The organism is Streptomyces sp. NPDC093018 (assembly GCF_040684035.1).
GTDB classification, from domain to species: Bacteria; Actinomycetota; Actinomycetes; order Streptomycetales; family Streptomycetaceae; genus Streptomyces; species Streptomyces murinus.
Genome location: NZ_JBFBFF010000003.1, coordinates 550,947 through 577,292 on the forward strand (window position 1 = coordinate 550,947; position 26,346 = coordinate 577,292).

Sequence of the window (26,346 nt, forward strand, 5' to 3'; positions counted from 1 at the left end):
GTCGACCGACGTCAGGGGGACGCCGGCGGATACAGCGAGCGCGGCAGCTGGGAGGCCGCCGCCGAGTCCAGCAGCCACAGGGTGCGACTCCGGCCGCGGGCGCCCGCCGCCGGAGCCTGGATCTCACCCGCGCCGGACAGGGCGATGGCCGCCGCCTCCGCCTTGTCCTCGCCCGCCGCGAGCAGCCAGACCTCACGGGCCGAGCGGATCGCGGGCAGGGTGAGCGAGATCCGGGTCGGCGGCGGCTTGGGCGCGCCGTGCACGCCCACCACCGTGCGCTCGGTCTCCCGTACGGCCGGCAGCTCCGGGAAGAGCGAGGCCACATGGGTGTCCGGACCGACGCCCAGCATCAGCACGTCGAAGGTGGGGACCGGGCCATGGTTCTCCGGCCCGGCCGCCTTCGCCAGCTCCGCCGCGTACGCCTCGGCCGCCGCCTCGACGTCCGTGCCGTACGGCCCGTCGGAGGCGGGCATGGCGTGCACACGCGCCGGGTCCAGCGGGACGGAGTCCAGCAGGGCCGCGCGTGCCTGGGTGATGTTGCGCTCCGGGTCGCCCTCGGGCAGATAGCGCTCGTCGCCCCACCACAGGTCGAGACGGGTCCAGTCCACGGCGTCCCGGGCCGGCGCCTGGGCCAGCGCGGCCAGCAGACCGTTGCCGTTGCGGCCGCCGGTGAGGACCACGGACGCGGTGCCCCGGGAGGCCTGCGCGTCCACGATCTTCGTGATCAGGCGGGCCGCGGCGGCCTGGGCCATCAGTTCCTTGTCGCGGTGGACGACCAGTTGAGGGGTGCTCACTTCGCCGTCGCCTTCCTGGAGGGTGCCTTCTTCGCGGCCCGGGACGACGTCGCCTTCTTCGCGGGCGCCTTGGCCGCCTCGGCGGAGGCCGACTGCGCCCCGTCCGGGGAAGCCGAAGCCGACTCCGGAGCCGAACCCGAACCCGAAGCCGGGGTCGACGCCGAAGCCTCCTGCTCCGGAACCGCGTTCAACCGGTCCACCCCGTACCGCAGCGCCGACGCGTAGGTGTCGTCCGGGTCCAGCCGGCGCAGCTCCTCCGCGATCAGCTCGGCGGTGTCGCGCCGCTTGAGCGCCACCGCACGGGCCGGCTGCCCCTTGATGGACAGCGTGGCCAGCGAGCCGTCCGCGCGGTCCAGGGTGATCGGGCCGCACGTGGTGTCCATGCGGACGCCGGTCAGACCGGGCCCCGCGGACGGAGAGCGCCGTACCGGCACGTCCAGCCGGTCCGCGAGCCACATCGCCAGCAGCTCGCAGCTCGGGTTGAACGCCTCGCCCTCCACCTCGACCGCCTGCACCCGGCAGTCGACCTGGTCCAGGGCGGCCGCCAGCATCGAACGCCAGGGCGTGATCCGGGTCCAGGACAGATCGGTGTCGCCGGGGGTGTAGGCATCGGCGCGGGCCGTGAGTTCCCGCACCGGCTCCTCGGCGGTGTAGGTGTCGGTGACCCGGCGCTGGGCCAGCGCGCCCAGCGGGTCCTTCGCCGGGTCCAGCGGGGCGTTCACCGGCCACCACACGACGACCGGGGCGTCCGGCAGCAGCAGCGGCAGTACGACCGAGTCGGCGTGCTGGGACACCTCGCCGTACAGCCGCAGTATGACCGTCTCGCCGGTGCCCGCTTCCGCGCCCACCCGTACCTCGGCGTCGAGGCGCGAGGTGGTGCGGTCGCGCGGGGTGCGGGAGATCCGCTTGATGACCACCAGCGTGCGCGAGGGGTGCTCGCGCGAGGCGTCGTTGGCGGCCTTCAGGGCGTCGTACGCGTTCTCCTCGTCGGTCACGATGACGAGGGTGAGGACCATGCCGACGGCGGGGGTGCCGATGGCCCGACGTCCCTGCACGAGCGCCTTGTTGATCTCGCCGGCGGTGGTGTCGGTCAGGTCTATCTTCATGGCCTGCGCCAGCTCCGTCCGTCTCGTGCGAGCATCTCGTCCGCCTCGGCGGGGCCCCAGGTGCCCGAGGGGTACTGCGCGGGCCTGCCGTGCTTGTCCCAGTACTGCTCGATCGGGTCGAGGATCTTCCAGGACAGCTCGACCTCCTCCGTGCGCGGGAAGAGGTTGGCGTCGCCGAGCAGCACGTCCAGGATGAGCCGCTCGTACGCCTCCGGGCTGGACTCCGTGAAGGACTCGCCGTAGGCGAAGTCCATGGACACGTCCCGGATCTCCATCGAGGTGCCCGGCACCTTGGAGCCGAAACGGACCGTGATGCCCTCGTCCGGCTGGACGCGGATCACGATCGCGTTCTGGCCCAGCTCCTCCGTCGCCGTGTGGTCGAAGGGGGAGTGCGGGGCCCGCTGGAAGACGACGGCGATCTCCGTCACCCGGCGGCCGAGCCGCTTGCCGGTGCGCAGATAGAAGGGGACGCCCGCCCAGCGGCGGTTGTCGATGCCCACCTTGATCGCCGCGTAGGTGTCGGTCTTCGACTTCGGGTCGATGCCGTCCTCTTCGAGGTAGCCGATGACCTTCTCGCCGCCCTGCCAGCCCGCCGCGTACTGTCCGCGCACGGTGCCCTTGCCCAGGTCCTTCGGCAGCCGTACAGCGCCGAGCACCTTGGTCTTCTCCGCGGCCAGCGCCTGCGCGTCGAAAGAGGCGGGCTCCTCCATCGCGGTCAGCGCGAGCAGCTGGAGCAGATGGTTCTGGATGACGTCACGGGCCGCGCCGATGCCGTCGTAGTAGCCGGCGCGGCCGCCGATGCCGATGTCCTCGGCCATGGTGATCTGGACATGGTCCACGAAGGACCGGTTCCAGATCGGCTCGAACATCGTGTTGGCGAAGCGCAGCGCCAGGATGTTCTGGACGGTCTCCTTGCCGAGGTAGTGGTCGATCCGGAAGACCTGGTCCGGGGCGAACACCTCGTGCACGATGGCGTTCAGTTCCTCGGCCGACTTCAGATCGTGTCCGAACGGCTTCTCGATGACCGCGCGCCGCCAGGAACCGCCGGACTGGTCGGCGAGTCCGTGCTTCTTCAGCTGCTGGATGACCACCGGGAAGGAGCGCGGCGGCACCGACAGGTAGAAGGCGAAGTTGCCGCCCGTGCCCTGTGCCTTGTCCAGCTCCTCGATGGTGGAGCGCAGCCGTTCGAACGCCTCGTCGTCGTCGAAGGTGCCCTGCACGAAGCGCATCCCCTGGATGAGCTGCTGCCAGACCTCCTCGCGGAACGGCGTACGGGCGTGCGCCTTGACGGCGTCGTGGACCTCCTGCGCGAAGTCCTCGTTGGCCCACTCGCGGCGGGCGAAGCCCACCAGCGAGAAGCCCGGCGGCAGCAGACCCCGGTTGGCGAGGTCGTACACCGCGGGCATCAGCTTCTTGCGCGACAGGTCGCCCGTGACCCCGAAGATGACCAGACCCGACGGCCCCGCGATACGCGGGAGCCGTCGGTCGGCCGGGTCACGGAGCGGATTCGCTCCGGATCCCGAAACGGGTGACAAGTCAGCCCTCCGAAGGGGCGAGGCGCTCAAGCTCCGCCTGGGTGGACTTCAGCAGGTCGTTCCAGGACGTCTCGAACTTCTCGACGCCCTCGTCCTCCAGCACCTGGACGACCTCGTCGTACGAGATGCCGATCTTCTCCAGCGCGTCCAGGTCGGCGCGGGCCTCGGCGTAGGTGCCGGTGACCGCGTCGCCGCGGATCTCGCCGTGGTCGTCGGTGGCCTCCAGGGTGGCCTCCGGCATGGTGTTGACCGTGTTCGGCGCGACCAGTTCCTCGACGTACATGGTGTCCTTGTACGCCGGGTCCTTCACACCGGTGGAGGCCCACAGCGGACGCTGCTTGTTGGCGCCCGCGTTCTCCAGCACGTTCCAGCGGTCGGAGGAGAAGACCTCCTCGTACGCCTCGTAGGCGAGGCGCGCGTTGGCCACGCCCGCCTTGCCACGCAGCGCCTTGGCCTCGTCGGTGCCCATCTCGTCGATACGGCGGTCGATCTCGGTGTCCACCCGGGACACGAAGAAGGACGCCACCGAGTGGATCTTCGACAGGTCCAGGCCGCGCTCCTTGGCCTTCTCCAGACCGGAGAGGTAGGCGTCCATGACCGCGCGGTAGCGCTCCAGCGAGAAGATCAGCGTGACGTTGACGCTGATGCCCAGGCCGATGACCTCGGTGATCGCCGGCAGACCGCCCTGGGTGGCCGGGATCTTGATCAGGGTGTTGGGGCGGTCCACCAGCCAGGCCAGCTGCTTGGCCTCGGCGACGGTCGCCCTGGTGTTGTGCGCGAGGCGGGGGTCCACCTCGATGGAGACCCGGCCGTCCTGGCCGTCCGTGGCGTCGAAGACCGGGCGCAGGATGTCGGCGGCGTCGCGGACGTCCGCCGTGGTGATCATGCGGATGGCCTCTTCGACGGTGACCTTGCGGGCGGCGAGGTCCGAGACCTGGAGGTCGTAACCGTCGCCCCCCGAGATCGCCTTCTGGAAGATCGTCGGGTTCGTGGTGACGCCCACGACGTGCTGCTGGTCGATCAGCTCGGCGAGGTTGCCGGACGTGATCCGCTTGCGCGACAGGTCGTCCAGCCAGATCGCGACGCCTTCGTCGGAGAGGCGCTTGAGTGCGTCTGTCATGGAATTACATCTCCTACGTGTCGTATATGAGCGTCAGCGCTGGGCGGCGGCGATGGATTCCCGGGCCTTCGCGGCCACGTTCTCCGCGGTGAAGCCGAACTCCTGGAAGAGCACCTTGCCGTCGGCGGACGCACCGAAGTGCTCCAGGGAGACGATGCGGCCGGCGTCCCCGACGTACTTGTGCCACGTCAGTCCGATGCCCGCCTCCACGGAGACACGGGCCTTCACGGACGGCGGCAGCACGGAGTCCCGGTACCCCTGGTCCTGCTGCTCGAACCACTCGACCGAGAGCATGGAGACGACCCGCGTCGGGACGCCGTCGGCCTGGAGCCGCTCACGCGCCTCGACGGCCACGTGCACCTCGGAACCGGTGGCGATCAGGATGACCTCCGGCGTCGCGTTCTGCCCTTCCGGCCCCTCGGCCTCGAACAGGACGTAACCGCCCTTCGCGGCGTCCTCGTCGGGCTCGTACGTCGGCACGCCCTGACGGGTCAGCGCGAAGCCGTGCGGCTGGCCCTTGCCGAACTCCTTGGTGTAGCGCTTGAGGACCTCGCGCCAGGCGATCGCGGTCTCGTTGGCGTCGGCCGGGCGGACGATGTTCAGGCCCGGGATGGCGCGCAGCGAGGCCAGGTGCTCGACCGGCTGGTGGGTGGGGCCGTCCTCGCCCAGGCCGATGGAGTCGTGCGTCCACACGAACGTCACCGGCAGGTGCATCAGGGCCGACAGGCGCACGGCGTTGCGCATGTAGTCGGAGAAGACGAGGAAGGTGCCGCCGTAGACACGGGTGTTGCCGTGCAGCGTGATGCCGTTCAGCTCGGCGCCCATGGAGTGCTCGCGGATGCCGAAGTGGATCGTACGGCCGTACGGGTCGGCCTCCGGCAGCGGATTGCCCTCGGGCAGGAAGGAGCTGGACTTGTCGATCGTGGTGTTGTTCGAGCCGGCGAGGTCGGCGGAGCCGCCCCACAGCTCGGGGATCACCGGGCCGAGCGCCTGGAGCACCTTGCCGGAGGCGGCACGGGTGGCGACCGACTTGCCGGGCTCGAAGACCGGGATCTTCTCCTCCCAGCCGGTGGGCAGCTCGCCCGCCGCGATGCGGTCGAACTCGGCGGCGCGCTCGGGGTTGTCGTCCCGCCACACCTGAAGGGTCTTCTCCCACTCGGCCTTCGCGCGGGCACCGCGCTCCAGGGCCTTGCGGGTGTGCGTGATCACGTCGTCCTCGACGGCGAAGGACTGCTCCGGGTCGAAGCCGAGGACCCGCTTGGTGGCCGCGACCTCGTCCGCGCCGAGCGCCGAGCCGTGCGCGGCCTCGGTGTTCTGCGCGTTCGGAGCCGGCCAGGCGATGATCGAGCGCATCGCGATGAAGGAGGGCCGGTCGGTGACCTGCTTGGCCGCCTGGATCGCGGCGAAGATCGCCGCCGGGTCCAGGTCGCCGTCCGCCTTCGGCTCCACGCGCTGAACATGCCAGCCGTAGGCCTCGTAGCGCTCGGCGGTGTTCTCGGAGACGGCCGTCTCGGTGTCGCCCTCGATCGAGATGTGGTTGTCGTCCCACAGCAGGATCAGATTGCCGAGCTTCTGGTGGCCGGCCAGCGAGGACGCCTCGGCGGAGATGCCCTCCTGGAGGCAGCCGTCACCGGCGATGCAGTAGATGAAGTGGTCGAACGGCGACTCGCCCTGGGCGGCCTCCGGGTCGAACAGACCGCGCTCGTAGCGGGCGGCCATCGCCATGCCCACCGCGTTGGCCACACCCTGGCCCAGCGGGCCCGTGGTGGTCTCGACGCCCTTGGTGTGTCCGTACTCCGGGTGGCCCGGGGTCTTGGAGCCCCAGGTGCGGAAGGACTCCAGATCCGCCAGCTCCAGGCCGAAGCCGGCCAGGTAGAGCTGGGTGTAGAGGGTCAGGGAGGAGTGGCCGGCGGACAGCACGAAGCGGTCGCGCCCCACCCACTCCGGGTCGGCCGGGTCGTGCCGCATCACCTTCTGGAAGAGGGTGTAGGCGGCGGGGGCCAGGCTCATCGCCGTACCGGGATGGCCGTTGCCGACCTTCTGTACGGCGTCGGCGGCCAGGACTCGGGCGGTGTCCACGGCCCGCTGGTCCAGGTCGGTCCACTCAAGGTCTGTGGTGGTCGGCTTGGTGCTCACCCTGGGTCAGGGCTCCTCTCCACATGTCGGTCGCCGGTCTTCGGGGCACATGCCCACCCGGCCGCCGGCGTGCTTCTGCCCGCCGGACGTTGTCGAGCCTACCCTCGTAAGGACGTGCGTTTTCGCGGGTGTTTCCAGACTGCCGGGCATCGACGGGATCCGCCTCCCGACTGGGCGAGACGGCATTTGGCACATGAATAAAGAGGCGCTCATCTGACCGCTCAAAAGAGTGGTGGGGGCCCTCTTCTGCGATCTCCGATCGGCGGTGTTCCGAGAGGTCCTGGGAGCGCCCCGCGGGGGTCCGTCCGCGTGACCGCCAACACGACCCCACCCCCGCGAAGGCCGGGGTATGGGCAACGTCTAAAGTGGCGTGGTACGCGCGAGCCCTTCATGAAGACCTCATCCGGGGGAGGCTCGCTGGGATGTCTCTGTCAGGGGTGTGCGTGACGGCCGTCGAATCCCGTCCAGCTGCCGTGCTCGGTGGTACGAACCCGAGCCCGGCCCACCGGCCGTTCGGGGCCCGTGCCAAGGCATTCGTGGCGCTGACCAAGCCGCGGATCATCGAGCTGCTGCTCATCACCACCGTGCCGGTGATGTTCTTGGCGCAGCAGGGTGTGCCCGACCTGAGGCTGGTGCTGCTGACCTGCCTCGGCGGCTATCTCTCCGCGGGCGGCGCCAACGCGCTGAACATGTACATCGACCGTGACATCGACGCCGTCATGGACCGCACCGCGCAGCGGCCGCTGGTGACCGGCATGGTCAGCCCGCGCGAGTGCCTGGCCTTCGGCATCGGTCTCGGGGTCGTCTCCACGCTGCTGTTCGGACTGACCGTCAACTGGCTCAGTGCCTGGCTGTCGCTCGGCGCGCTGCTCTTCTATGTCGTCGTCTACACGATGATCCTCAAGCGCCGCACCGCGCAGAACATCGTGTGGGGTGGCATCGCGGGCTGTCTGCCGGTGCTGATCGGCTGGTCCGCGGTCACGGACTCGATGTCCTGGGCGCCGATCATCCTCTTCCTGGTGATGTTCTTCTGGACGCCGCCGCACTACTGGCCGCTGTCCATGAAGGTCAAGGACGACTACGCGCGCGCCGGTGTGCCGATGCTCCCGGTGATCGCCTCCAACAAGGTCGTGGCCCGGCAGATCGTCATCTACAGCTGGGTGATGGTCGTCGTCTCGCTGCTGCTCACCCCGCTGGGGTACACGGGCTGGTTCTACACGGTGGTGGCCCTCGCGTCCGGCGGCTTCTGGCTGTGGGAGGCGCACGGGCTGCAGAACCGGGCGAAGGCCGAGGTCACCGGGGTGAAGCTCAAGGAGATGCGGCTGTTCCACTGGTCGATCACCTATGTGTCGATCCTCTTCGTCGCCGTCGCGGTGGACCCGTTCCTGCGCTGACGCACCTTCTTCCGCAGGCGTTCCGACGGGAGGGGCGCGTGGTCAAGGCCACGCACCCCTCCCGTCGCCGTTCGATCTACTCGTCGGTAGCATCCAGGCATGGCAGACACGCAGCAGGTTGACGCGAAGGCCGAGCGCACGGTGGCCCGGCTCGCCCAGAGGATCAGCGCCTTCTCCAAGGCCCACGGCGGTGCGGAGGGGCAGGTGGCGTACATCGGGGAGCGCGGGGCGCGGATCGTGCTCGTCGGCGAGGACGGCGGCTGGGGCGATGTGGTGGCCCCCTCCTACGCGATCGCCGAGCAGGCGGTGGCGAAGGCCGGGATCACCCGGCACGAGACGTTTGACGGCGAGTTCGCGGCGAAGGTGACGACCGGGCCGTACGAGTGGAAGCGGATGGCGGGGATCCAGCTCGGGGGCTGATCCCCGGGCCGACCACGGGAGCGCCGCGGTGTGCGCCCGCGCGGCGGAGCCGTATGCCTGATACCGAATACCGCCCCGCGCGCCCCGGGGGAGCGCCACACTGGGCGGCATGCGGACGCGGACGGAAGCCCTGCTCGGATGTTTTCTCGACGCCCTCGCGCCGTTGCGCCCCCGTGCCGTCTGGGCGCACGGCTCGCTCGCCGGCGGTGACTACCAGGAGGGCCGCAGCGATCTCGATCTGATCGCGGTGCTTCCGGCACCGCCGGGTCTGAAGACCGTACGAGAGGTCGTGGCCCTGCACCGGCGGCTGCGCCGGGAGCCGCTCGCCACGCAGCTGCACTGCAGCTATCTCGCCCCGGCCCATCTCGACGATCCCGGCCGGGCCCATCTCACCTGGGCGCACGACCATGTGCTGCGCCGCCCGGTCACCCCCGTCACCCGGCGCGAGCTGCACGCCTTCGGCCGGGTGCTGCACGGGGAGGCACCGGCGGGCCTCTTACCGCCCGTTCCGGATCAAAACCTGCGCGCGTTCGTCGTGGCGGACCAGCGGGACTTCTGGCGGCCCGCCGTGGACAAGGCCCGGCTGTGGCGCCAGGACGTTTGGGTCGACCTCGGGCTGCTGACCTTCGCACGGGCGACCGTGACCCTGCGCGAGGGACGGCTGATCTCCAAGCGGGAGGCTCTCGCGGGGCTGCCGGACCTCGGCGCGCCCGCCGAGGTCGTCGAGGACATCACCCGCAGGCGGTACGGGGAACCGGCCCCCGCGGGTGACGACGCCTGGCTCACCCGGCGCGCCGCGCTGACCCGGGCCTACCTGGGCCCGGCGATCGACGCGCTGGTCGCCGGGTACGGGTGAGCGAGGCGCTCGTAGAGCTGCGTCAGGCGTTCGTGGGGACGGTGACCCCGGCCGCGGGCTCGGGCACCCCGAGTTCCGCCTCCGGGCGTTCGCGCAGCGCCAGCAGGACCCGCAGGACGCCGATCCACACCAGGCAGGAGCCGAGCATGTGGAGGCCGACCAGCAGCTCGGGCAGGTGCGTGAAGTACTGCACGTAGCCGATGACGCCCTGGCTCAGCAGGATCAGGAAAAGCTCCCGGGTGCGGGCCAGCGGGCCGTGCGGGGCGTCGACCGCCTTGAGGATGAACCACAGGGCGAACGTCAGCGTCACCACGATCCACGCGAGCACCGCGTGCAGCTTGGCCACGGTCTCCCAGTCGATCGGGATCCGCTGCACATCGCTGGAGTCGCCCGCGTGCGGGCCCGCGCCGGTGACCACGGTGCCGACCGCGATCAGCAGCACGGCCGCGACCACCAGGAACCACACCAGCTGCACCACGGCCTTGCCGACCAGCGGCCGGGGCGCGGCGTCACCCTCGCGGGTGCGCTGCCACATCACCGCGGCGACCGCGATCAGCGCGGACGCCAGCAGGAAGTGCGCGGCGACGGTGTACGGGTTGAGGCCGACCAGCACCACGATGCCGCCGAGCACCGCGTTGCCCATCACCAGCCAGAACTGCGCCCAGCCGAGCCGGGTCAGACTGCGCCGGTACGGCTTCTGGGAGCGGGCGGCGATGATCGCCCAGCCGACCGCCGCGCACAGCACGTAGGTCAGCATGCGATTGCCGAACTCGATGGCGCTGTGATAGCTCAGCGCCTGCGTCGGCGTCAGGGACCCGTCGGTGCACTCGGGCCAGGTCGGGCAGCCGAGGCCCGAGCTGGTCAGTCGTACGGCACCGCCGGTGACGACGATCACCACCGACATCACGAGCGCGATGAGGGCCGCCCGCTGCACGGTCCCCGGCTTCGGGGTCCAGCGGTCGGCGATGAAGGCGAGCGGATTACGCAGGGCCGCTACGGCGTCGGCGCGGTTCAGCTTTGGCACGCCCACCATCGTAGGCCGCCGCTTGTGCACGCTTTCACGAGGGTCCCGTACCGGCGCCGTGTCACCGCTCACCTCCCGGTCGCCCCCGGGGGCGGCGCGCTCACTCCCAGCGGAAGAACTTCCCCGCCGCCGCGAGCCCCACGACCGCCCACACCGCGAGGATCCCCAGATCGCCCCAGGGCATCCCGGCGCCGTGCTGGAGCACGTCCCGCAGGCCGTCGGACAGGGCGGAGATGGGCAGCAGACCGAGGATGTGCTGCCCGGCCGGGCCGAACTTGTCCAGCGGCACGATGACCCCGCCGCCGACCAGCAGCAGCAGGAACACCAGGTTGGCCGCGGCCAGCGTCGCCTCCGCCTTCAGGGTGCCGGCCATCAGCAGGCCGAGCCCGGAGAAGGCGGCGGTGCCGAGGACCAGGAGGAGAAGTACGGCGGCCGGGTTGCCCTGCGGGGACCAGCCGAGCGCGAGGGCGATCACCGCCAGCAGGATCACCTGGAGCACCTCGGTGACCAGCACGGACGCCGTCTTCGCGGTCATCAGGCCCCAGCGCGGCAGCGGCGAGGCGGCGAGCCGCTTGAGCACGCCGTAGCGGCGCTCGAAGCCGGTGGCGATGGCCTGCCCGGTGAACGCGGTCGACATCACGGCGAGGGCGAGGATGCCCGGCGCGAGGAAGTCGACGGCCTTGCCCTTGCCGGTGTCCACGATGTCCACGGAGCTGAACAGCACCAGCAGCAGGGTCGGGATGACGACCGTCAGCAGCAGCTGCTCGCCGTTGCGCAGCAGCATCCTGGCCTCCAGGGCCGCCTGCGCCGCGATCATGCGGGGCAGGGGCGCGGCCCCCGGCCTGGGCGCGTACGTACCCGACGCGGTGGTCATGAGCGCAGCTCCTTGCCGGTCAGCTCCAAAAAGACGTCTTCCAGGGTGTGCCGTTCGACCGAGATGCGGTCCGGCATCACCCCGTGCTGGGCGCACCAGGAGGTCACGGTGGCCAGCAGCTGCGGGTCGACCTGGCCGACGACGCGGTAGGCGCCCGGGGTCAGCTCGGCGGCCGTGCAGCCGTCCGGGAGCGCCTTGAGCAGCGAGCCGACGTCGAGTCCGGGACGGCCGGAGAAGCGCAGGGTGTTCTCGGCGCCGCCCTTGCACAGCTCCTCGGGGGAGCCCTGGGCGATGACCTTGCCGCCGTCGATGATCGCGACGTCGTCGGCGAGTTCCTCGGCCTCGTCCATGTGGTGCGTGGTGAGGATCACCGAGACGCCGTCGGCGCGCAGGTCCCGCACCAGGTCCCAGGTGGCCCGGCGGGCCTGCGGGTCGAGGCCGGCGGTCGGCTCGTCCAGGAAGACCAGCTCCGGGCGGCCGACGACGGCCATGGCGAGCGCGAGGCGCTGCTGCTGGCCGCCGGAGAGCCGGCGGTAGGAGGTACGGCCGCAGCCGCCGAGGCCGAGCCGTTCGATCAGGGCGTCCACGTCCAGCGGGTGGGCGTGCAGCTTGGCGACATGGCGCAGCATCTCGTCCGCGCGGGCGCCGGAGTACACGCCGCCGGACTGGAGCATCACGCCGATCCGGGGCCGCAGCTCGGCCGACTGCCGCACGGGGTCGAGGCCCAGGACGCGCACCGTGCCGGAATCCGGCTTCCGGTACCCCTCGCAGGTCTCGACCGTCGTCGTCTTGCCGGCGCCGTTGGGTCCGAGAACGGCGGTCACACCCGCCCCGGCCTCCAGGTCGAGGCCGTTGACCGCGGTCTTCGTGCCGTACCGCTTCACCAGGGCCTGGACCTGGACGACAGGGTCACTTCGCATGGGACCTGAGTCTAGGGAGAGCGCTCGCCGATCAGTCGCGGGGGTGCGGGAATCCGTCCGTGACGGCCCGGCGCGCCCCGAGCCACTTCTCGGCGTGGGCCACGGCGTCCGCCACCGGGAACAGCCGGGCGTCGGCCGCGCCCACCTTGCCCCGCAGGACGGGGCGCTCCCGCTCGAAGTCGCGGCCCAGCTCCGCGAAGGGCTCGGAGCTGATCGACACCTCGGTCACCGTCTCCCAGCCGCCGCCGGGCGCGGGCCGGCCGACCCGGACGAGCGGGCCGGGCACGCGGTACTCGGCCAGGTGGAAGGCGGTGCAGGCGCCGTAGCCCGCGCCGAGTAGCAGGACCCGGGCGCCCAGTTCCTCCAGGCGGGCCAGGGGGCTTCGCTCGCCGAGCCGGCAGTCGGGGGCGTGGCCACCGGTGATCTCCCGCGCGCGGGGGCCGACGGCCGCGAAGGAGGTCTGGGGATGCGCGCTGCGCAGGGCGCCCGGCCAGGTGCGCACCGTCTCCGGGATCACCCCGACACCGCGGGTGGGGGTGATCAGAGGGTCGTACGGCGGCATGGTGGCCCGGATCCGGTCCCACCACTCCTCGGGCACCGGCGGGTTTCCCCACTCGGCCGGGTCGGAGAGGTCGGAGGACTGAGCCGGGACGACCAGGGTGCCGTGCGGACCGAGGGCGTCGAGGAGTGCCCGGACGACCGCCACGGCCCCACCGTTCACCCACCCGAGGGAACTTAGGGACGAATGTACGAGGAGTGTCTCGCCGCTTTCGACGCCGAGCCGCCGCAGCCCGGCGGCGATGTCGTCCTGAGTGACAAGAGGCCCGGTCGGAGGGGGTGTGGACATGGCCGGGGAGTCTTCAGGAAGGGCGGGTGGGGCGCCACCGGTTTCCCCGCCGACCGGGCTGCGGATGATCGATCAGAGATCATTTCCGCAGGTCAGATTAGGTATACCTAAGTGACGCAGGGCACCGTCGATGATCCCGACGGCGCTTGTCAGGCCCGGATGAATTACGCAACAATGGCGTTGTGAAAAACGTCGACGAGGCTCGGGAGTCCCTCACGAGGGCCCCGCAGGAGGAGCTCGCGACCGGTGAGCGCTCCACGCGCAACCGCGTCGTGCGATCCATCCTGGACCACGGGCCCTCGACCGTCGCCGAACTCGCGGGCCGGCTGGGACTGACCCAGGCGGCCGTCCGGCGCCATCTGGACGCGCTGGCCGCGGACGACGTCGTGGAGGCCCGCGAACAGCGGGTGTACGGCACGCGCACGCGCGGCCGCCCCGCCAAGGTTTTCGCGCTCACCGACTGCGGCCGCGACGCCTTCGACCAGTCGTACGACAAGCTGGCCGCGGACGCGCTGCGCTGGATCGCCGAGCACGAGGGCGGGCCCGGCGCGGTCTCCGCCTTCGCCCGCGCCCGGATCGCCTCCCAGGCGAGGGCGTACCGCCGGGCGATCGAGAGCGTGAGCCCCGACAAGCGCACGGAAGCGCTGGCCAAGGCCTTGAGCGCGGACGGGTACGCTGCTACGGCGCGCAGCGCACCGGTCGGCGAGCAGCTCTGCCAGCACCACTGCCCGGTCGCCCATGTCGCGGAGCAGTACCCGCAGCTGTGCGAGGCGGAGACGGAGATCTTCGCCGAGCTGCTGGGTACCCACGTCCAGCGACTGGCGACCATCGCGCACGGCGACGGCGTCTGCACGACGTTCATTCCCAAGATTTCCACTGACGCACCTGCAAGCACGGCCGGGAGGAACCCCGCATGACTCTCCCCACGGAGACTGCCCACCCTGAGCTCGAGGGCCTGGGCAAGTACGAATACGGCTGGGCCGACTCCGACGTGGCCGGTGCCTCCGCCCGGCGCGGTCTGAACGACGACGTCGTCCGCGACATCTCCGGCAAGAAGTCGGAGCCGGAGTGGATGACCAAGCTGCGCCTCAAGGGCCTGCGGCTCTTCGAGAAGAAGCCCATGCCGAACTGGGGCTCCGACCTCTCGGGCATCGACTTCGACAACATCAAGTACTTCGTGCGGTCCACGGAGAAGCAGGCGGAGTCCTGGGAGGACCTGCCCGAGGACATCAAGAACACCTACGACAAGCTGGGCATCCCCGAGGCCGAGAAGCAGCGCCTGGTCGCCGGCGTGGCCGCCCAGTACGAGTCGGAGGTCGTCTACCACCAGATCCGCGAGGACCTGGAGGAGCAGGGTGTCATCTTCCTGGACACCGACACCGCCCTCAAGGAGCACCCGGAGCTCTTCAAGGAGTACTTCGGCACCGTCATCCCGGCCGGCGACAACAAGTTCGCCGCGCTGAACACGGCCGTGTGGTCCGGCGGCTCCTTCATCTACGTGCCGAAGGGCGTGCACGTGGAGATCCCGCTCCAGGCCTACTTCCGTATCAACACGGAGAACATGGGCCAGTTCGAGCGGACCCTGATCATCGTCGACGAGGGTGCCTATGTGCACTACGTCGAGGGCTGCACCGCGCCGATCTACAAGTCGGACTCGCTGCACAGCGCCGTGGTCGAGATCATCGTCAAGAAGAACGCCCGCTGCCGCTACACGACCATCCAGAACTGGTCGAACAACGTCTACAACCTGGTCACCAAGCGCGCCGTGGCGTACGAGGGCGCGACCATGGAGTGGATCGACGGCAACATCGGCTCCAAGGTGACGATGAAGTACCCGGCCGTCTACCTGATGGGCGAGCACGCCAAGGGCGAGACCCTGTCCATCGCCTTCGCGGGTGAGGGCCAGCACCAGGACGCCGGCTCCAAGATGGTCCACATGGCGCCGAACACGTCGTCCAACATCGTGTCGAAGTCCGTGGCGCGCGGCGGCGGCCGCACCTCGTACCGCGGTCTGGTCGAGATCGGTGAGGGCGCCCACGGCTCCAAGTCGAACGTGCTGTGCGACGCGCTGCTCGTCGACACCATCTCCCGCTCCGACACGTACCCGTACGTCGACGTCCGCGAGGACGATGTGTCCATGGGCCACGAGGCGACCGTCTCCAAGGTCTCCGAGGACCAGCTCTTCTACCTGATGAGCCGCGGTCTGACCGAGTTCGAGGCGATGGCGATGATCGTGCGCGGCTTCGTCGAGCCGATCGCCAAGGAGCTGCCCATGGAGTACGCGCTCGAACTCAACCGGCTGATCGAGCTGCAGATGGAAGGCGCGGTCGGCTGACCGCCCACCGCCCCACCATCACGCCACTGACCTGAGAAAGCGAGCAATACGACAGCCATGGCTGAGGCCCAGAACATCCCGGTGGGCTCCACCACCGCCGGCCAGATCGCGGTGGCCGCGGAGTCGACCGTCGCCACGCGCATGAGCGTGCCCCCGTCCTTCGACGTCGCGGACTTCCCCGTCCCGCACGGCCGCGAGGAGGAGTGGCGGTTCACCCCGCTGGAGCGCCTGCGCGGGCTGCACGACGGCACCGCCGTCGCCACCGGCGACGGAGTGAAGGTCGACGTGCAGGCCCCCGAGGGCGTCGTCGTCGAGACCGTGGGCCGCGAGGACGCGCGCCTCGGCCGGGCCGGCATCCCCGTGGACCGGATCGCCGCCCAGGCGTACTCCGCCTTCGAGCAGGCCTCGGTCGTGACCGTCCCCAAGGAGACCGTGCTCACCGAGCCGGTCCGCATCGCCGTGCACGGCCAGGGCGGCACCGCCTTCGCCCACCAGGTGATCGAGCTGGGCGCCTTCGCCGAGGCCGTCGTCGTCATCGACCACACCGGCGACGCGGTGCTCGCGGCCAACGTCGAGTACGTGCTGGGCGACGGCGCCAAGCTGACCGTCGTCTCCGTCCAGGACTGGGACGACAAGGCCGTCCACACCGCCCAGCACAACGCGCTGATCGGCCGGGACGCGTCCTTCAAGTCGGTCGTCGTCACCTTCGGCGGCGACGTCGTACGGCTGCACCCGCGAGTCGCCTACGCGGGCACCGGCGGCGAGGCCGAGCTGTACGGCCTGTACTTCACCGACGCGGGCCAGCACCAGGAGCACCGTCTCCTGGTCACCCACAACACCCCGCACTGCAAGTCGAACGTCGTCTACAAGGGCGCGCTCCAGGGCGACGACGCGCACGCGGTCTGGATCGGTGACGTGCTCATCGAGGCCAAGGCCGAGGGCACCGACACCTATGAGATGAACCGCAACCTGGTGCTCACCGACGGCGCCCGCGTCGACTCGGTGCCGAACCTGGAGATCGAGACCGGCGAGATCGTGGGCGCCGGCCACGCCTCCGCCACCGGCCGTTTCGACGACGAGCAGCTGTTCTACCTGATGGCCCGCGGCATCCCCGAGCAGGACGCCCGCCGCCTGGTGGTCCGCGGCTTCTTCGCCGAACTCGTCCAGCAGATCGGCGTCGCCGACATCGAGGAGCGCCTGCTCGCCAGGATCGAGCAGGAGCTGGAGGCCTCGGTCGCATGAGTTTCGTACGCGCCTGTGGGCTGAGCGAGCTGGCGGAGGACACCCCCAAGCGGGTGGAACTCGACGGCACGCCGGTCTCGGTCGTCCGTACCGAGGGGGAGGTGTTCGCGATCTACGACATCTGCTCCCACGCGAACGTCTCGCTCTCCGAGGGCGAGGTGGAGGACTGCCAGATCGAGTGCTGGCTGCACGGCTCCGCGTTCGACCTGCGCACCGGCAAGCCGTCCGGCCTCCCCGCGACGCGCCCCGTACCCGTATACCCCGTAAAGATCGAAGGGGACGACGTGCTCGTCTCCCTCACCCAGGAGTCCTGAGGCATCCATGGCAACGCTTGAAATCCGAGACCTGCACGTCACCGTCGAGGCCGACAACGCCACGAAGGAGATCCTCAAGGGCGTCGACCTGACCGTGAAGCAGGGCGAGACGCACGCCATCATGGGCCCCAACGGCTCCGGCAAGTCGACCCTCGCCTACTCGCTCGCGGGTCACCCGAAGTACACGATCACCGAGGGCACCGTGCTGCTCGACGGCGAGGACGTCCTGGAGATGTCCGTCGACGAGCGCGCCCGCGCCGGCCTGTTCCTGGCCATGCAGTACCCGGTCGAGGTCCCCGGCGTCTCGGTCTCCAATTTCCTGCGCACCTCCGCCACCGCCGTGCGCGGCGAGGCCCCGAAGCTGCGCACCTGGGTGAAGGAGGTCAAGGAGGCCATGGAGCGTCTCCACATGGACCCCGCCTTCGCCGAGCGCAATGTCAACGAGGGCTTCTCCGGCGGCGAGAAGAAGCGCCACGAGATCCTCCAGCTCGAACTGCTCAAGCCGAAGATGGCGATCCTGGACGAGACCGACTCGGGCCTGGACGTCGACGCGCTGCGCATCGTCTCCGAGGGCGTCAACCGCGTCCGCGAGACGGGCGAGGTCGGCACCCTGCTGATCACGCACTACACGCGCATCCTGCGCTACATCAAGCCCGACCACGTCCACGTCTTCGCGGCCGGCCGCATCGTCGAGTCCGGCGGCGCGGAGCTCGCGGACAAGCTGGAGAACGAGGGCTACGAGGCATATGTGAAGGGTGGCGCATCCGCGTGACACAGCTGTCGGGCCTCCTCGACACCGAGGCGATCCGCAAGGACTTCCCCGTCCTGGACCGTGTCGTCCATGACGGCAAGAAGCTCGTGTACCTGGACAACGCGGCGACCAGCCAGAAGCCGCGCCAGGTACTGGACGCCCTCAACGAGTACTACGAGCGTTACAACGCCAACGTCCACCGCGGCGTGCACGTCCTCGCGGAGGAGGCCACGGCACTCTACGAGGGCGCTCGCGACAAGGTGGCGGAGTTCGTCAACGCGCCGAGCCGCGACGAGGTGATCTTCACCAAGAACGCCTCCGAATCCCTCAACCTCGTGGCCAACATGCTCGGTTGGGCCGATGAGCCCTACCGGGTCGACCATGAGACCGAGATCGTCATCACGGAGATGGAGCACCACTCCAACATCGTGCCGTGGCAGCTGCTGGCGCAGCGCACCGGCGCGAAGCTGAAGTGGTTCGGCCTGACCGACGACGGCCGTCTGGACCTGTCGAACATCGACGAGATCATCACCGAGAAGACGAAGATCGTCTCCTTCGTGCTGGTCTCCAACATCCTCGGCACCGTCAACCCGGTCGAGGCGATAGTGCGCCGCGCCCAGGAGGTCGGCGCGCTGGTGTGCATCGACGCCTCCCAGGCCGCGCCGCACATGCCGCTGGACGTGCAGGCCCTGGGGGCCGACTTCGTGGCCTTCACCGGCCACAAGATGTGCGCTCCGACCGGCATCGGCGTGCTGTGGGGCCGCCAGGAGCTGCTGGAGGACCTGCCGCCGTTCCTGGGCGGCGGCGAGATGATCGAGACCGTCTCGATGCACTCCTCGACGTACGCCCCGGCGCCGCACAAGTTCGAGGCGGGCACGCCCCCGATCGCGCAGGCGGTCGGCCTGGGCGCGGCGATCGACTACCTCCAGGCGATCGGCATGGAGAAGATCCTCGCGCACGAGCACGCGCTCACGCAGTACGCGGTGGAGCGCCTGGCCCAGGTCCCCGACCTGCGGATCATCGGCCCGACCACGGCCGAGGACCGGGGCGCCGCGATCTCCTTCACCCTGGGCGACATCCACCCGCACGACGTGGGCCAGGTCCTGGACGAACAGGGCATCGCGGTCCGCGTCGGCCACCACTGTGCCCGTCCGGTCTGCCTGCGCTACGGAATTCCCGCGACCACGCGAGCGTCGTTCTATCTGTACTCCACGCCGGCCGAGATCGACGCTCTGGTCGACGGCCTGGAGCACGTACGGAACTTCTTCGGCTGAGAGGCGTGTCGAAAACCGTGAAGCTGGACTCCATGTACCAGGAAGTCATCCTGGACCACTACAAGAACCCGCACGGGCGTGGTCTTCGGGATGGCGACGCCGAGGTGCACCATGTGAACCCGACGTGCGGCGACGAGATCACCCTCCGTGTGAAGTACGACGGCACGAAGATCGCGGACGTCTCGTACGAGGGCCAGGGCTGCTCCATCAGCCAGGCCTCGGCCTCCGTGCTGAACGAACTCCTCGTCGGCAAGGACCTGCCGGACGCGCAGAAGATCCAGGAGACCTTCCTGGAGCTGATGCAGTCCAAGGGCAAGATCGAGCCGGACGACGCGATGGAGGAGGTGCTGGAGGACGCGGTCGCGTTCGCCGGTGTCTCCAAGTACCCCGCGCGGGTCAAGTGCGCCCTCCTGAGCTGGATGGCGTGGAAGGACGCGACGGCCCAGGCGCTGGGTGGCGCCGAAGCCGAAAGGAAGACCGCATGAGCGACACCGTCGAGATGAAGCCGGCCTCGGAGGAAGAACTCCGTGAGGCCCTGATGGACGTGGTCGACCCCGAGCTGGGCATCGACGTCGTCAACCTCGGCCTGATCTACGGCATCCACGTGGACGATTCCAATGTGGCCACCATCGACATGACGCTGACCTCCGCGGCCTGCCCGCTGACGGACGTCATCGAGGACCAGGCCAAGTCCGCCACGGACGGCATCGTCAACGAGCTCCGGATCAACTGGGTCTGGATGCCGCCGTGGGGCCCGGACAAGATCACGGACGAGGGCCGCGAGCAGCTGCGCGCGCTGGGCTTCAACGTCTGAGGACAGTCTGAGGACGGCCTGAGGGCGTCCGACACAGGGCTGATGCGAGGGGCCACGGCAGGAATGCCGTGGCCCCTTTCGTATGCCCGTATGCCCGTATGCCCGCGTGCCCGTCGCTCGCCCCGGCGCCCACTGTTCGCCGACCCGTCGCACAGTCGTTATGTACGGCCGTACGCATCATATGTACGCTCGTACACATGGGATATCTGACGCTCGCCGGTGCCATAGCCGCCGAGGTGACCGCCACGACGGCGATGAAGTACAGCCATGGGTTCAGCAGGCTCGGGCCCTCGCTGGTGACGGCGCTGGGGTATCTGGTGTCCTTCCTGCTGCTGGCGCAGACGCTGAAGACGGTGCAGATCGGTACGGCGTACGCGATCTGGTCCGGGGTGGGGACCGCGGCCATCGCCGTGCTCGGGCTGCTGCTGTTCGGGGAGGGGCTCGATACGGTCAAGGTCGCGGGGATCCTGCTGATCATCGGGGGAGTGGTGGTGCTGAACCTCGGCGGGACGAGTCACTGATGGCCCGGCGCTACGACCCCGACCGGCGCCGGCGGATCATCGACGCGGCGATCCGGGTGGCCGGGCGGGACGGGCTCGCCGGGCTGAGCCATCGCACGGTCGCGGCCGAGGCGGACGTACCGCTCGGCTCCACCACGTATCACTTCGCCACCCTGGACGATCTGCTGGTGGCCGCCCTGTGCCAGTCGAACGAGGGATTCGCCGCGGTCCTCGACGCCAGTGGGGCACTGGCCGACGACGATCTCGCGGCCGGGCTCGCCCGGGTCCTCGGCGACTGGCTGAACGGCGACCGCCCGGGCGCGGAGCTGGAGTACGAGCTGTATCTCGCCGCGCTGCGCCGTCCGGCCCTGCGGCCGGTCGCGGCCCGGTGGACCGAGGAGACGACCGCGCGCCTGTCCGCCCGGGTCGACGCGGTGACGGCGCGGGCGCTGCTCGCGCTGATGGACGGGATCTGCCTCCAGGTGCTGCTGACGGGCGGGTCGTACGACGAGGAGTACGCGCGGGAGGCGTTCGGGCGGGTGATCGGCTGAACGGGAGGCGGCCGGCCGGGGGCGGGCGGACGGGGCCGGGCGAACAGGGCTGAGCGGACGGGGTCGGGCGGATGAGGCCGGGCGGATGGGGTGAAGGTGGATCCCGCGCCCGGCACATGAGACACGGTTCGCCCCCGCACCCCGCGCCACGTTAGGTTTTGTCCCATGACCGACACTGCTTCCCGTACCACCGGCGCCGTCGCCGCCGGCCTCGCCACGATCGCCTCCGACGGCACCGTTCTCGACACCTGGTTCCCCGCGCCCGAGCTGGTCGCCGAGCCGGGCCCGGCCGGCACCGAGCGGCTGACCGCCGAGCGCGCTGCGGAGCTGCTGGGCGGCGGCGCGACCGCGGCGATCGGCCCGGACGCCCGCAGGGGCGTCGAGGTGGTCGCGGTCCGTACGGTCATCGCCTCGCTGGACGAGAAGCCGCTGGACGCGCACGACACCTACCTGCGGCTGCACCTGCTCTCGCACCGCCTGGTCAAGCCGCACGGCCAGAACCTGGACGGCATCTTCGGCCACCTCGCCAACGTCGCCTGGACCTCGCTCGGCCCGGTCGCCGTGGACGACATCGAGAAGGTGCGGCTGAACGCCCGCGCCGAGGGCCTGCACCTCCAGGTCACCTCGATCGACAAGTTCCCCCGCATGACGGACTACGTGGCCCCCAAGGGCGTCCGCATCGCCGACGCCGACCGGGTACGCCTCGGCGCGCACCTGGCCGAGGGCACCACCGTGATGCACGAGGGCTTCGTCAACTTCAACGCCGGCACGCTCGGCACCTCGATGGTCGAGGGCCGGATCTCCGCCGGTGTCGTCATCGGCGACGGCTCGGACATCGGCGGCGGCGCCTCCACCATGGGCACCCTCTCCGGCGGCGGCAATGTGATCATCTCCGTCGGCGAGCGCTGCCTGGTCGGCGCCGAGGCGGGCGTCGGCATCGCCCTCGGCGACGAGTGCGTGGTCGAGGCGGGTCTCTACGTCACCGCCGGTACCCGCGTCACCATGCCCGACGGCCAGATCGTCAAGGCCCGCGACCTGAGCGGCGCCTCCCACATCCTCTTCCGCCGCAACTCGGTCACCGGCACGGTCGAGGCCCGCCCGAACAACGCGGTCTGGGGCGGCCTGAACGACATCCTGCACAGCCACAACTGACCTGTCAGGAAAGCCCGGAGCGCCCCTCGCCCGTCTGGTGAGGGGCGCTCGGTCATGCCGGGGAGAGACCGGCGGCGAACTCCGCCAGGGTGGTGAAGTCGCCCGCGCGCAGGCCGATGCGGGGGTTCACATGGTGCAGGAGGGCCGGGCCGGGGTGGTGGTCGGCCACGAACACCGCGTCCTCGGTGCTCTGTTCGTCATCGACCCAGGCGAACGGGCGGCCCCCGGCGTACGCCACGATCGGCTCCGTCTTCCAGTGCACCCCGTCGGGCCGGTGCGCGAAAAGGCCCGCGCCGAAGTCGACGTAGGGCAGTTCGGGCAGCCCGAGGACGGGGGCGATCCAGTGGTTGGCCTCGGCCATCCAGGTCGTCGCCCAGCACAGCTCGTAGCCGAGGGCCAGCAGCGCGGGGCCATGGGCCGGGTTCAGCCACACCCGCAGGGGGCGGCGCGAGGCCAGCGGCACCCGGATCGTCGTATACCCCTCGGGCCGGCGCTCCCGTTGGGCCGCGTACGGGTTCAGCGGACCGTCGACATCCAGGAAGAGCAGGGGGCGGCTCACGGGGACACCGTACGGCAGGCCGGGGGAGCGCGGATCAGGATTCGGTCAGTTCTTCGAAGCACGCGTGCAGTTCGGCCGTCGCCTGCGGGGAGGCGGGCAGCAGTGGGGCGCGGACCGGGCCCGCGGGCAGGCCGAGCCGGGACAGGAGGGCCTTGGCGGTGACCGTCCCGGGCAGGCCCGCGGCCATCATCGACTCGATCAACGGCATCGCCCGCAGCTGGAGTTGCCGTGCCCGCCCGGTGTCGGCCGCGTCGAAGGCGTCGAGGACGGCGCGGATGTGGCGCGGGGCGGCGTTGGCGACGGTGCTGATACAGCCGGCCGCGCCGACGGCGTAGAGAGCGAGGTTGTGTTCGTCGCAGCCCGCGTAATAGGCCAACTCCGTTCGGGACAGCACCTTCTGGGTGCCAAGGAGGTCGTAGGAGCAGTCCTTGACGCCGACGATCCTGGGGTAACCGGCGAGGCGCAGGATCGTCTCGGGGTCGATACGGGTGCCGGTGCGGCCCGGGATGTCGTAGAGCAGGACCGGCAGTCCGCTCGCGTCGGCGACGGTGCGGAAGTGCGCGGCGACGGCCTCCTGCGGCGGCCTGCTGTAGTAGGGCGCCACGACCAGCACGGCGTCGGCGCCGGCCTTCTCGGCGGCGAGTGCCAGTTCGGTGGTGTGCCGGGTGTCGGCGGTGCCGATGCCCGCGATCAGCGGGATCCGCGCGCCGACCGCCTCCCGTACGGCCGTGATCAGCTCCGCCTTCTCGCCGTCGGTGGTGGTCGGCGACTCGCCCGTGGTGCCGTTGAGGACCAGCCCGTCGCAGCCCTCCGCCACCAGATGGGCGGCCAGTTCCTGGGCGCCGGCCCGGTCCAGCGTCCCCTCCGCGGTGAACGGGGTGATCATCGCGCAGAGGACGCGGCCGAAGGGGGAGGGGCTGTGTGTGATCGTCATACCCGTTAGTGTCGGCAAGTCTTCGATGTAGCTCTACTTAATTCTTCTTCAGAGTATCGGTAAGTTTGCTTACCTGTTCACTTGCCTGTCCAGGTGTGGCGCAAGGTCGTGTGTCCAACTCGGCCGTTCATGGGTCACTATGGGCGAAGGGTCATCACCGACGTCAGCCATGGAGGCACCATGAAGCTCGGCAAGGCACTGGCCACCGGGGTCGCCGAGGAGCGGCCGGACATCCGCGACGAGGAAGAGACGGTCCGGCAGCCCGCCGAGGCCGCCCGCACCGCACCGGCCGAGCCGGCCCGCGAAGAGGTCCCGGCCGGCCGATGAGGCCCCGGCTCCCGGCGGAACGCCCCACGGAGCCGCCGACCGGCTACAAGATCGCCCACCCGGTGCTGTCCCAGGACGGCACCCGGGCGGGGTTCACCGGAGTGTCGCTCGGCGGTGCGCTTCCGTACGGCGTGCTCGACCAGGCGTCCTGCGTCTACGGCCGCAGGCACCGCCCTCCCGCGCGCCTGTGCGACTGCGGTTTCCACTGCGTCCATGAGCGCACCGCCGCCGACGCCCTGCGCTGCACCGCCGAGCACCGCACCGCGCTGCTCCTGGAAGTCTCCGTGCTCGGCGCCTACATCCGCTTCGAACGCGGATTCCGCTACGCCCGCCAGCGGGTGCGCACCGCCATCGCGGGCCCCTGTGCCTGCGGCGCCACCGCGACCCTGCTGGCCGACGCCGGCTGGGGCCGCCCCGGCTGGCGCGCCCTGGCCCCCGGCTGCGCGGGCTGTGCGCGCGGCCGTACGTCCGTCACCCTCGCGGAGTTCGCCCGGCTCGCCGGGGAGGGCCTGCGGGTACGGGCGGACGGCGGCGTCCCGGCCGAGACCGTCACCGAGCTTGTGACGGGCACCGAGATGGGGGTGCCCGAACTGGTCGCCGAGGCAGCCCTGTTGCAGGCGCGGCTCGACTGGTTCCAGTCCCAGCTCGCGCGGCTCGGCGACCGCGGGACCGGGGGAGCGGACAAGGGCTGACGCTCCCCGGCCCGGGTACCCGGATGTTCCCGTACAGAAAGGAGGCGGGACACCGTGACCATGACCTCGCACACGCGACCGCACACGCGCCCCGCACTCGACGGCCACCCCTCCACGGGGGAACTCGTCAATCGCGCCACCGAACAGCTCTCCCTGCTGCTGCGGCAGGAGGTCGCCCTCGCCAAGGCGGAGCTGACCCAGAAGGGCAAGCGCGCCGGAACCGGCGGCGGGCTGCTGGGTGCCGCGGGCGCCCTCGGCTACGTCGGGCTGATCGTGCTGGCCGGCGCGGCCACCGCCGCCCTCGACCTGGTACTGCCCCTGTGGGCGGCGGCGCTGACCGTCGCGGTCGCGCTGTTCCTGGTGGCCGCCGTGCTGGCCGCCACCGGACGCGCCCAGCTGCGCCGCGCCGGATCGCCCATGCCCGAGGAGACCCTCGGCAGTGTCCGGGCCGATGTCGACGTGATCAAGGAAAGGGCACATCGATGACCCACAGGACCCCGCACGGCTCGGGCGCCAAGGGCCCCGACGAGCTGCGCGCGCAGATCGAGCAGACCAGGAACCAACTCGGCGACACCGTGGCCCAGTTGGTGGACCGTGTCGATGTGAAGGGGCGCGCGCGGGCACGGGCCGCCGATCTGAAGGACAAGGCCGGTGCCATGAAGGTGCAGCTGCGCTCCAGCGCCGCCCAGGCCGGGCACGGCGCCCAGGGCCGGGCCACGCACGCGGCGCACGCGATGAAGGGCCGGGCCGCGCGGGCGGGCCACGCGGTGCAGGGGACGGCCGCGCGCACCGGGCACACGCTCCAGAGCCGGGTCGCCCAGCACGGCGGCTCCCAGGACGGGCAACCGCTGCGCGATCGCGCACTGGAGGCCGGGCGCCAGGCGCAGAGCAGGGCGATGGACGCCGGGCACCGCGTGCAGGACCGGGCCGCCATGGCCCAGCGGCAGCTCGCGCCGCCCGCCCGCAAGGCCGCCGAGGGTCTGCGCGGGGTGCCGCGTCCGGTGCTGATGGCGGGCGCGGCCGGGGCGATCGCCCTGATCGCGGCCGGGGTGCTGCGCGGCGGCCGGAGCCGTGGCATGGCCCGCGGCGCATCCCGCGGCATGCGCCGCCGCCCCTGCTCCTGCTGAGCGTCTGAGGGGCTCCCCGGCCCCCGCCCTCATCCCTTTCCAGCCATGGCGTTCCCGCTCTCCCGCCGAAAACTAAGCCCGTCTGGACAAAAAAAGTTTTCGGTGGGAGGGTGAACGCATGCTGGATGTGACCGTCATCGAGGACCCCGAGGCCGCGGCCGTGTCGCTGGACCCCGTCCGGGCCCGGCTGCTCGCCGAGCTGGCCGCCGGACCCGCGTCGGCCGCGATGCTGGCCGGCAAGGTCGGACTGCCCCGCCAGAAGGTGAACTACCACCTCAAGACGCTGGAGCGGCACGGCCTGGTCGAGCTGGCCGGGGAGCGCCGCAAGGGCAATGTCACCGAGCGGCTGATGCGCGCGAGCGCCGCGTCGTACGTCATCTCGCCCGCCGCCCTGCCCGCCGTGCAGCCCGACCCGGACCGCTTCCGGGACCAGCTGTCCGCGCGCTGGCTGCTGGCGCTCGGCGCCCGCCTGGTGCGCGACGTCGGGGCGCTGATCGGCGGCGCGGCCAGGGCCCGCAAGCCGCTCGCGACGTACGCCCTGGACGGCGAGGTGCGGTTCGCCTCCGCCGCCGACCGCGCGGCCTTCGTGCAGGAGCTGACGGCGGGGGTCGGCGCCCTGATCCGCAAGTACGACGCCCCGGACGCCGAGGGCGGCCGGGACCACCGGGTCGTCGTCGCCCTGCATCCCACGGTCAAGGACCGGCCCGCAGCCCTGGAACCCGCACCGGAAGCCGAATAGGAGCCCCGC

30 protein-coding genes are annotated in these 26,346 nt (G+C 70.8%); 19 read left to right on the forward strand and 11 right to left on the reverse strand.

Going from position 1 to position 26,346, the window contains the following annotated elements; all coding sequences use genetic code 11:
- Positions 1-11: 11 nt before the first annotated feature.
- From pgl to tkt, 5 genes are read right to left on the reverse strand one after another with little or no spacing between them, the layout of a single operon-like run.
- Positions 12-794, reverse strand: a complete 783-nt coding sequence (pgl, locus tag AB0N90_RS09815) for a 6-phosphogluconolactonase (protein ID WP_365194493.1) — start codon at positions 792-794, stop codon at positions 12-14.
- Positions 791-1,900 carry a glucose-6-phosphate dehydrogenase assembly protein OpcA gene (gene opcA, locus AB0N90_RS09820; protein WP_365194496.1) on the reverse strand — a complete coding sequence of 370 codons (1,110 nt, stop codon included), beginning with the start codon at positions 1,898-1,900 and terminating at the stop codon, positions 791-793. The genes pgl and opcA overlap by 4 nt, the downstream gene beginning before the upstream one ends.
- Positions 1,897-3,435, reverse strand: a complete 1,539-nt coding sequence (gene zwf, locus AB0N90_RS09825; protein ID WP_085564178.1) for a glucose-6-phosphate dehydrogenase — start codon at positions 3,433-3,435, stop codon at positions 1,897-1,899. The genes opcA and zwf overlap by 4 nt, the downstream gene beginning before the upstream one ends.
- 1 nt (position 3,436) lies before the next feature.
- Complete coding sequence (gene tal / locus AB0N90_RS09830; RefSeq protein ID WP_365194499.1) at positions 3,437-4,555, reverse strand: transaldolase; 1,119 nt, start codon at positions 4,553-4,555, stop codon at positions 3,437-3,439.
- Positions 4,556-4,588: 33 nt separating this feature from the next.
- Positions 4,589-6,691 carry a transketolase gene (tkt, locus tag AB0N90_RS09835; protein ID WP_365194501.1) on the reverse strand — a complete coding sequence of 701 codons (2,103 nt, stop codon included), beginning with the start codon at positions 6,689-6,691 and terminating at the stop codon, positions 4,589-4,591.
- A gap of 437 nt (positions 6,692-7,128) precedes the next feature.
- Between tkt and AB0N90_RS09840 the strand changes: the two genes are divergently transcribed.
- From AB0N90_RS09840 to AB0N90_RS09850, 3 genes are all read left to right on the forward strand, one after another.
- Complete coding sequence (locus AB0N90_RS09840) at positions 7,129-8,085, forward strand: heme o synthase (protein ID WP_365194760.1); 957 nt, start codon at positions 7,129-7,131, stop codon at positions 8,083-8,085.
- A gap of 99 nt (positions 8,086-8,184) precedes the next feature.
- Entirely contained in the window at positions 8,185-8,505 is a 321-nt protein-coding gene (locus tag AB0N90_RS09845; protein ID WP_361670658.1) for a hypothetical protein, read from the forward strand.
- 109 nt (positions 8,506-8,614) lie between these two features.
- Positions 8,615-9,361 (forward strand): nucleotidyltransferase, encoded by a 747-nt coding sequence (locus tag AB0N90_RS09850; RefSeq protein WP_365194504.1) that lies wholly within the window; start codon positions 8,615-8,617, stop codon positions 9,359-9,361.
- A 22-nt stretch (positions 9,362-9,383) separates the two neighbouring features.
- Here the strand turns inward: AB0N90_RS09850 and AB0N90_RS09855 are convergent, their stop codons facing one another.
- From AB0N90_RS09855 to AB0N90_RS09870, 4 genes are all read right to left on the reverse strand, one after another.
- Complete coding sequence (locus AB0N90_RS09855; protein WP_365194506.1) at positions 9,384-10,394, reverse strand: COX15/CtaA family protein; 1,011 nt, start codon at positions 10,392-10,394, stop codon at positions 9,384-9,386.
- Positions 10,395-10,485: 91 nt separating this feature from the next.
- Positions 10,486-11,259 carry an ABC transporter permease gene (locus tag AB0N90_RS09860; protein ID WP_365194508.1) on the reverse strand — a complete coding sequence of 258 codons (774 nt, stop codon included), beginning with the start codon at positions 11,257-11,259 and terminating at the stop codon, positions 10,486-10,488.
- On the reverse strand, positions 11,256-12,179 hold the full coding sequence (locus AB0N90_RS09865) for an ABC transporter ATP-binding protein (RefSeq protein WP_365194510.1): 924 nt from the start codon (positions 12,177-12,179) through the stop codon (positions 11,256-11,258). Before AB0N90_RS09865 ends, AB0N90_RS09860 begins: the two co-directional genes overlap by 4 nt.
- A gap of 31 nt (positions 12,180-12,210) precedes the next feature.
- On the reverse strand, positions 12,211-13,026 hold the full coding sequence (locus AB0N90_RS09870) for an AAC(3) family N-acetyltransferase (RefSeq protein ID WP_365194512.1): 816 nt from the start codon (positions 13,024-13,026) through the stop codon (positions 12,211-12,213).
- Positions 13,027-13,208: 182 nt separating this feature from the next.
- Here AB0N90_RS09870 and AB0N90_RS09875 point away from each other — a divergent pair, with 182 nt between their 5' ends.
- From AB0N90_RS09875 to dapD, 11 genes are all read left to right on the forward strand, one after another.
- Positions 13,209-13,943, forward strand: coding sequence for a metalloregulator ArsR/SmtB family transcription factor (locus AB0N90_RS09875; protein ID WP_365194513.1), 735 nt, complete (start codon positions 13,209-13,211; stop codon positions 13,941-13,943).
- Complete coding sequence (sufB, locus tag AB0N90_RS09880) at positions 13,940-15,361, forward strand: Fe-S cluster assembly protein SufB (RefSeq protein ID WP_037656716.1); 1,422 nt, start codon at positions 13,940-13,942, stop codon at positions 15,359-15,361. The genes AB0N90_RS09875 and sufB overlap by 4 nt, the downstream gene beginning before the upstream one ends.
- Before the next feature lie 57 nt (positions 15,362-15,418).
- On the forward strand, positions 15,419-16,603 hold the full coding sequence (sufD, locus tag AB0N90_RS09885) for a Fe-S cluster assembly protein SufD (RefSeq protein ID WP_365194514.1): 1,185 nt from the start codon (positions 15,419-15,421) through the stop codon (positions 16,601-16,603).
- On the forward strand, positions 16,600-16,917 hold the full coding sequence (locus tag AB0N90_RS09890) for a non-heme iron oxygenase ferredoxin subunit (RefSeq protein WP_037656714.1): 318 nt from the start codon (positions 16,600-16,602) through the stop codon (positions 16,915-16,917). The genes sufD and AB0N90_RS09890 overlap by 4 nt, the downstream gene beginning before the upstream one ends.
- Before the next feature lie 7 nt (positions 16,918-16,924).
- Positions 16,925-17,689 carry a Fe-S cluster assembly ATPase SufC gene (sufC, locus tag AB0N90_RS09895; RefSeq protein ID WP_365194516.1) on the forward strand — a complete coding sequence of 255 codons (765 nt, stop codon included), beginning with the start codon at positions 16,925-16,927 and terminating at the stop codon, positions 17,687-17,689.
- Entirely contained in the window at positions 17,686-18,942 is a 1,257-nt protein-coding gene (locus AB0N90_RS09900; protein WP_361670641.1) for a cysteine desulfurase, read from the forward strand. Before sufC ends, AB0N90_RS09900 begins: the two co-directional genes overlap by 4 nt.
- 17 nt (positions 18,943-18,959) lie before the next feature.
- A complete protein-coding gene (gene sufU, locus AB0N90_RS09905) occupies positions 18,960-19,427 on the forward strand; it encodes a Fe-S cluster assembly sulfur transfer protein SufU (RefSeq protein WP_037656711.1) in 468 nt (155 codons plus the stop codon).
- Positions 19,424-19,756, forward strand: coding sequence for a metal-sulfur cluster assembly factor (locus AB0N90_RS09910; protein WP_086807134.1), 333 nt, complete (start codon positions 19,424-19,426; stop codon positions 19,754-19,756). The genes sufU and AB0N90_RS09910 overlap by 4 nt, the downstream gene beginning before the upstream one ends.
- A 197-nt stretch (positions 19,757-19,953) precedes the next feature.
- Entirely contained in the window at positions 19,954-20,277 is a 324-nt protein-coding gene (locus AB0N90_RS09915) for a multidrug efflux SMR transporter (RefSeq protein WP_037656709.1), read from the forward strand.
- A complete protein-coding gene (locus AB0N90_RS09920) occupies positions 20,277-20,807 on the forward strand; it encodes a TetR family transcriptional regulator (protein ID WP_361670637.1) in 531 nt (176 codons plus the stop codon). Before AB0N90_RS09915 ends, AB0N90_RS09920 begins: the two co-directional genes overlap by 1 nt.
- 165 nt (positions 20,808-20,972) lie before the next feature.
- Positions 20,973-21,959 carry a 2,3,4,5-tetrahydropyridine-2,6-dicarboxylate N-succinyltransferase gene (gene dapD, locus AB0N90_RS09925; protein WP_037656706.1) on the forward strand — a complete coding sequence of 329 codons (987 nt, stop codon included), beginning with the start codon at positions 20,973-20,975 and terminating at the stop codon, positions 21,957-21,959.
- A gap of 52 nt (positions 21,960-22,011) precedes the next feature.
- Here the strand turns inward: dapD and AB0N90_RS09930 are convergent, their stop codons facing one another.
- Together AB0N90_RS09930 and dapA are read right to left on the reverse strand one after the other, a co-directional pair.
- Positions 22,012-22,518 carry a hypothetical protein gene (locus AB0N90_RS09930; protein ID WP_365194519.1) on the reverse strand — a complete coding sequence of 169 codons (507 nt, stop codon included), beginning with the start codon at positions 22,516-22,518 and terminating at the stop codon, positions 22,012-22,014.
- A 34-nt stretch (positions 22,519-22,552) separates the two neighbouring features.
- Entirely contained in the window at positions 22,553-23,452 is a 900-nt protein-coding gene (gene dapA, locus AB0N90_RS09935; RefSeq protein ID WP_365194521.1) for a 4-hydroxy-tetrahydrodipicolinate synthase, read from the reverse strand.
- 180 nt (positions 23,453-23,632) lie between these two features.
- On the opposite strand from dapA, the gene AB0N90_RS09940 reads away from it, so the two are divergent.
- The 5 genes from AB0N90_RS09940 (at position 23,633) to AB0N90_RS09960 (ending at position 26,337) form a co-directional block, all read left to right on the forward strand.
- Complete coding sequence (locus AB0N90_RS09940; protein ID WP_167408664.1) at positions 23,633-23,779, forward strand: hypothetical protein; 147 nt, start codon at positions 23,633-23,635, stop codon at positions 23,777-23,779.
- On the forward strand, positions 23,776-24,471 hold the full coding sequence (locus AB0N90_RS09945; RefSeq protein WP_365194523.1) for a hypothetical protein: 696 nt from the start codon (positions 23,776-23,778) through the stop codon (positions 24,469-24,471). Before AB0N90_RS09940 ends, AB0N90_RS09945 begins: the two co-directional genes overlap by 4 nt.
- 60 nt (positions 24,472-24,531) lie before the next feature.
- Complete coding sequence (locus tag AB0N90_RS09950; protein WP_037656754.1) at positions 24,532-24,957, forward strand: phage holin family protein; 426 nt, start codon at positions 24,532-24,534, stop codon at positions 24,955-24,957.
- Positions 24,954-25,598, forward strand: a complete 645-nt coding sequence (locus tag AB0N90_RS09955; RefSeq protein WP_365194526.1) for a DUF3618 domain-containing protein — start codon at positions 24,954-24,956, stop codon at positions 25,596-25,598. The genes AB0N90_RS09950 and AB0N90_RS09955 overlap by 4 nt, the downstream gene beginning before the upstream one ends.
- 118 nt (positions 25,599-25,716) lie before the next feature.
- Complete coding sequence (locus AB0N90_RS09960; protein WP_365194529.1) at positions 25,717-26,337, forward strand: helix-turn-helix domain-containing protein; 621 nt, start codon at positions 25,717-25,719, stop codon at positions 26,335-26,337.
- Positions 26,338-26,346: the final 9 nt, after the last annotated feature.

What these genes read in the sequence shown, in the direction of transcription:
- opcA (WP_365194496.1), bottom strand. Translation starts at nt 1,900, where the DNA reads ATGAAGATAGACCTGACCGACACCACCGCCGGCGAGATCAACAAGGCG.
- tal (WP_365194499.1), bottom strand. Translation starts at nt 4,555, where the DNA reads ATGACAGACGCACTCAAGCGCCTCTCCGACGAAGGCGTCGCGATCTGG.
- AB0N90_RS09845 (WP_361670658.1), top strand. Translation starts at nt 8,185, where the DNA reads ATGGCAGACACGCAGCAGGTTGACGCGAAGGCCGAGCGCACGGTGGCC.
- AB0N90_RS09850 (WP_365194504.1), top strand. Translation starts at nt 8,615, where the DNA reads ATGCGGACGCGGACGGAAGCCCTGCTCGGATGTTTTCTCGACGCCCTC.
- AB0N90_RS09855 (WP_365194506.1), bottom strand. Translation starts at nt 10,394, where the DNA reads ATGGTGGGCGTGCCAAAGCTGAACCGCGCCGACGCCGTAGCGGCCCTG.
- AB0N90_RS09860 (WP_365194508.1), bottom strand. Translation starts at nt 11,259, where the DNA reads ATGACCACCGCGTCGGGTACGTACGCGCCCAGGCCGGGGGCCGCGCCC.
- AB0N90_RS09865 (WP_365194510.1), bottom strand. Translation starts at nt 12,179, where the DNA reads ATGCGAAGTGACCCTGTCGTCCAGGTCCAGGCCCTGGTGAAGCGGTAC.
- AB0N90_RS09870 (WP_365194512.1), bottom strand. Translation starts at nt 13,026, where the DNA reads ATGTCCACACCCCCTCCGACCGGGCCTCTTGTCACTCAGGACGACATC.
- sufB (WP_037656716.1), top strand. Translation starts at nt 13,940, where the DNA reads ATGACTCTCCCCACGGAGACTGCCCACCCTGAGCTCGAGGGCCTGGGC.
- sufD (WP_365194514.1), top strand. Translation starts at nt 15,419, where the DNA reads ATGGCTGAGGCCCAGAACATCCCGGTGGGCTCCACCACCGCCGGCCAG.
- AB0N90_RS09890 (WP_037656714.1), top strand. Translation starts at nt 16,600, where the DNA reads ATGAGTTTCGTACGCGCCTGTGGGCTGAGCGAGCTGGCGGAGGACACC.
- sufC (WP_365194516.1), top strand. Translation starts at nt 16,925, where the DNA reads ATGGCAACGCTTGAAATCCGAGACCTGCACGTCACCGTCGAGGCCGAC.
- AB0N90_RS09910 (WP_086807134.1), top strand. Translation starts at nt 19,424, where the DNA reads ATGAGCGACACCGTCGAGATGAAGCCGGCCTCGGAGGAAGAACTCCGT.
- AB0N90_RS09915 (WP_037656709.1), top strand. Translation starts at nt 19,954, where the DNA reads ATGGGATATCTGACGCTCGCCGGTGCCATAGCCGCCGAGGTGACCGCC.
- AB0N90_RS09920 (WP_361670637.1), top strand. Translation starts at nt 20,277, where the DNA reads ATGGCCCGGCGCTACGACCCCGACCGGCGCCGGCGGATCATCGACGCG.
- dapD (WP_037656706.1), top strand. Translation starts at nt 20,973, where the DNA reads ATGACCGACACTGCTTCCCGTACCACCGGCGCCGTCGCCGCCGGCCTC.
- dapA (WP_365194521.1), bottom strand. Translation starts at nt 23,452, where the DNA reads ATGACGATCACACACAGCCCCTCCCCCTTCGGCCGCGTCCTCTGCGCG.
- AB0N90_RS09940 (WP_167408664.1), top strand. Translation starts at nt 23,633, where the DNA reads ATGAAGCTCGGCAAGGCACTGGCCACCGGGGTCGCCGAGGAGCGGCCG.
- AB0N90_RS09945 (WP_365194523.1), top strand. Translation starts at nt 23,776, where the DNA reads ATGAGGCCCCGGCTCCCGGCGGAACGCCCCACGGAGCCGCCGACCGGC.
- AB0N90_RS09950 (WP_037656754.1), top strand. Translation starts at nt 24,532, where the DNA reads ATGACCTCGCACACGCGACCGCACACGCGCCCCGCACTCGACGGCCAC.
- AB0N90_RS09955 (WP_365194526.1), top strand. Translation starts at nt 24,954, where the DNA reads ATGACCCACAGGACCCCGCACGGCTCGGGCGCCAAGGGCCCCGACGAG.
- AB0N90_RS09960 (WP_365194529.1), top strand. Translation starts at nt 25,717, where the DNA reads ATGCTGGATGTGACCGTCATCGAGGACCCCGAGGCCGCGGCCGTGTCG.